Here is a 4,070-nt window from a genome sequence, read left to right on the forward strand (position 1 = left end):
CTGTTCTACCCGGTTGCCGGTTTTCTGTTTATCCGTTTTATGCTTAATTTTGTGCTGCTGGTGCCAACGTTAAGGGGTTGCTGGCGACAGGCGCTGGTGCCAGGGCTGCTGTTGGGGACGGTGCTGTTGGCAATATTTCTGTGTGAAACCTTTGGAGTGGCGCTGACCAGCGCCAGCAACGCGGCGTTTCTTATCAGCCTCTGCGTGGTGCTGACGCCGTTTGTTGAATGGTTGATGTTGCGTCAGCGGCCGGAAAACAACGCGTTTATCGCCGCAGGCGTGTCGCTGTGCGGGGCGCTGCTGCTAACCGGAGGCGCCGCCATCACGATGAACGCGGGGGACAAGCTGATCCTCGGGGCAGCCTTGCTGCGGGCAGTGATGGTGTGCCTGACGAAAAAACTGATGCAGCACCGCAACGTGCCAGCACTGGCGCTGACGGCGGTGCAGACCGGCGTGGTTGCGGCCGGTTCGCTGGCGCTGTTGCTGGCTACCCGGCAGGGCATACCGGCGTTGCCGCAGAGTGCGGCATTTTGGGGCGCGACGTTCTATCTGGTGCTGTTCTGCACGCTGTTCGCCTTTTTCGCGCAGAATTATGCCGTAAAACGCCTTACGCCGACCCGCGCCTCTTTGCTGATGGGCACGGAGCCACTGTTTGGTGCGCTGTTCGCCATGCTCTGGCTACAGGAGTCTTTGACCCCCGCTGGCTGGCTGGGCGGCCTGCTGATTGTCGGCGCCTCAGTATGGGCAACGCGCCCCCGTAGGGTGGCGGGGGTGGCGGTCAGCAATTGAGGCTTGCAGCGTCAGGCCGACGGCACGGTCGCAGGGCTGGTACAGTCCAAAAACAACTTAAAACAGAGACAGGAGGTTTCAGATTACGGAAGAAGAGGCCGCGTCAGCAGAGCAGGGAACGCTGGTGGCCGGGCTGGATGCCTTTCCGGCGGCCCATTCTGTTCGTAGGGGGAAGCGATCGCTGACGCAGTCCACAAGACCCGCTGTCACGCCCACGAAAAAACAGATTATGGCAAAATGTGAGAACGTTGAGAATAACAGCGCCAGCCCGGCAGTATAACTGCGCATATTAGCGCTGCCGTTTCGCCATCTTGCCGGGCTATCTCTGGAAATGCTGAGCGGGGAAAGTTGGTGCATATTATCCAGAAGGAGATAATAAGCGGCATGGCAAAGCCTGTGCACAAGCCTCTTTTGACACGTTGGATCGCTATTGTAATAGCGGATCGGCTCAGGAATGTTTCCATGATAGCCGAATGATGCGAGGCGGAATGGCCTGATGCGGGCTTATGTTGCTAAGGAAATAGTGCTCAACCTCTGGTGCATAAAATCAATAAGCGCTCTTGTTTTGGCGGGCAGGTAACGCCTGCCTGAATAAACGGCGAGCAAGTGTAATGGGGCAGCCGATTGTTCAAACTCAACCTCAATTAATCGTCCATCACTGATGTAGGGTTGGCAGGCCTGTTTTGAAAGAATGGCAAAACCGATACCTGATATCGCCGCTCGTCCCGCCATCTCTCCGCTGTTTACCCGATAATGCCCTTTCACTTTGATGGTCTCGAACCCTCCCTTTTTATTGACAAACTGCCAGGGTGCGCCTTTTAGTGCACTTACCGTGGTAATACAGGGTAAGTCTTTAAATTGCTGGATATGGGAAGGCGTGCCATAACGCTGAATGATCGAGGGCGCAGCAACAACAGTGCAAGGAATGGTCACCAGATGACGGGTTATATAGTCACTGTCTTCCATCTGACCACGGGTAATAATGACAGCTAAGTCCAGCTCATCGCGCAGGGATTCGAAACCTGACAAATTTGTGATACAGCTGATCTCCAGGTCCGGGTACTGACAGGCGAAATCGGCGATAACAGAACCCAGCAAGGCAGGGCCTACTTCATTGGGAATACATATCCGTAATGGGCCCTTGAGTTGCATTTGCCGCAACGTTAATTCTGTCTCAGTTTGCTCAAGCGCCTCCAGCAATGGCTTCGCTCGGGTATAGAGCAGGTGCCCTGACTGGGTGAGCTTCATATGTCGGGTGCTGCGCTCAATGAGCTGAAGATTCAGTTTTTCCTCTAACTGAGAAATACAACGACTGACGTTTGATGTCGGCATTTCAAGGGCTTTCGATGCCCCAACAAAACTTTCTCTTTCAACCACAGCAACGAACACTTTCAGGCTGTTAAAATCAAGAACCGGCCGCATCAGCTATCCCATATTTGATAATAATGAGTACCATTTTTACCATATTATAAATACCGTTGATAGCGGGTAAAATCGGCTATCTTTCATTTACGGGTTGCTTGCTATGCCACTGGTTACACAAACGTTCAATTATAAAGCTCTCATGCGGATCGCCCTTGTCGTGGCTTTTGTCCAGTTCACTAATGCGCTGGAATATATGGCGTTAACGCCTGTTTTTGCTTTTATGGCAGACGACTTTTCGGTTCCTGTCTCATTTTCGGGTTATGTCTCTGGCATGTACACGCTCGGCGCCGTCCTCTCTGGCGTTATTGCTTTTTATTGGATCGAATCCTTTAATAAAAAACAATTTCTTGTCAGAAATACGGCGCTGCTTGCCGTGCTGACATTCTGTTCCACCCTGATTACTCATTTCAATACTCTTCTGGTGCTACGCTTTTGCGCAGGATTAGTGGGGGGCACGACAATGGGGGTGGGTCTGAGTATGTTAATTAATTATGCCCCGGAAAACTTACGTGGAAAAATGTTGGCGACGGTCATTGCATCCTTTCCGATGGTCAGTATTGTCGGCATGCCAGCTATATTATTTCTGTGTACGCACTCTGGTTGGCATGCTGCGCTCTGGTTAATCAGCATACTTTGTCTGCTGTCTTTGCTGTTGGTCGTGTTTATTCTTCCCGGAGAACCGGCGCAATCAGGCGTAAAGACCGCTCTCGCTATTAATACGGAAACCTTATTTTTTGCCTCTTGTACTGCAGTGGTTCAGTTCAGCCCCATGCTGATTATTCCCATTTTGACGCCATTAATGACGCAGTATATGGGCGTGGAACCAGGAGCCTTATCCTTATTGTTCTTAAGTGGAGGGGTAGCCGGTTATCTGTCTACAAAAATGTCAGGCTGGTTACTGTCGCGATTATCTGCTCTGATGTTGGCAATAATTTCAACGCTGCTGTTTATCGCGAGCCTGGTGATTCCTGCGATGGGCTTTCATCACTCGCTGCTATTTATCACCTTATTTCTCGGTGCCGCCTATAGTCGACTTGTTGCCGCTTCGTCGGTTGCCATTCGGTATCCTGGAGATGAACAACGAGCCGGGTTTTCTTCCCTGCAGACCGCAATTATGTATCTGATAACCACACTCGCATTTTTTCTTTCTTCCTTATTACTCCCTGACCAGAGAATAACAACGCAAAATCTTCACGTACTCTTTTTTATAAGTGCATTAACCGCAGCTGGATTTCCTGTCATGGTCATAATACTTCAAAGGAAACTGGCTAAACGGACTCTCCAGCCCGACCAACTTTATTGATTAGCATACCCTTCGCCGCTGACACCAAAAGGACAGCCTATTTACCACCTGACAGAACTCTGCTCCGGCTTGCGCCACCCGTAAGACCGTTAACCGCTAAATTATTGGCTTAAGATGCCGATACATTTTAGTCACTTCCTGGAAGGATACGCTTGTGTTGCATGCATGTATGAACCCCCTTAAACGGCGGTTTAATCAACCGGACGAGCAACCCGAAGTCGCTTACCCGGATGACCAACCTTTGTCCAGGGGGCAGGGCTGCATGCTGGAAGGCCTGCCTGATGTTTTTACGAAGCACGCCTGGCCTGCAAGCGGACACTGTTTGCCAGGGGCAAAACAGGAGCATGTATCAGACCTTTCGCCAGGTTTCCACGTCAGAACCTGCACGATTGCCGCCCGCCGCCTTTGTCCAGTGTGGTGCGTTGAACAGATACTCTGGGATCAAAACTGGCGCAAGGCTTCGCTGATATTCAGTCCTGTCAGAGCCTCCTTTAGCCGGAAGTAACGCTATTAGCCGGCAGTAACGCTATACGGCGAGGTGGGGGGCGAACAG

Annotated in this window: 3 protein-coding genes; 2 read left to right on the forward strand and 1 reads right to left on the reverse strand. The window is 51.5% G+C overall.

What is annotated here, in order from left to right; genetic code table 11:
• A partial coding sequence (locus RTK32_RS19680; protein WP_312046924.1) for an EamA family transporter occupies positions 1-789 on the forward strand: 789 nt, incomplete at its 5' end.
• 504 nt (positions 790-1,293) lie between these two features.
• On the opposite strand, the gene RTK32_RS19685 is transcribed toward RTK32_RS19680, so the two are convergent.
• Complete coding sequence (locus RTK32_RS19685; protein WP_312046926.1) at positions 1,294-2,211, reverse strand: LysR family transcriptional regulator; 918 nt, start codon at positions 2,209-2,211, stop codon at positions 1,294-1,296.
• A gap of 103 nt (positions 2,212-2,314) precedes the next feature.
• Between RTK32_RS19685 and RTK32_RS19690 the strand changes: the two genes are divergently transcribed.
• On the forward strand, positions 2,315-3,517 hold the full coding sequence (locus RTK32_RS19690) for an MFS transporter (RefSeq protein ID WP_312046927.1): 1,203 nt from the start codon (positions 2,315-2,317) through the stop codon (positions 3,515-3,517).
• Positions 3,518-4,070: the final 553 nt, after the last annotated feature.

This window comes from Erwinia sp. (genome assembly GCF_031978025.1).
GTDB lineage: Bacteria > Pseudomonadota > Gammaproteobacteria > Enterobacterales > Enterobacteriaceae > Erwinia.

What these genes read in the sequence shown, in the direction of transcription:
- RTK32_RS19690 (WP_312046927.1), top strand. Translation starts at nt 2,315, where the DNA reads ATGCCACTGGTTACACAAACGTTCAATTATAAAGCTCTCATGCGGATC.
- RTK32_RS19685 (WP_312046926.1), bottom strand. Translation starts at nt 2,211, where the DNA reads ATGCGGCCGGTTCTTGATTTTAACAGCCTGAAAGTGTTCGTTGCTGTG.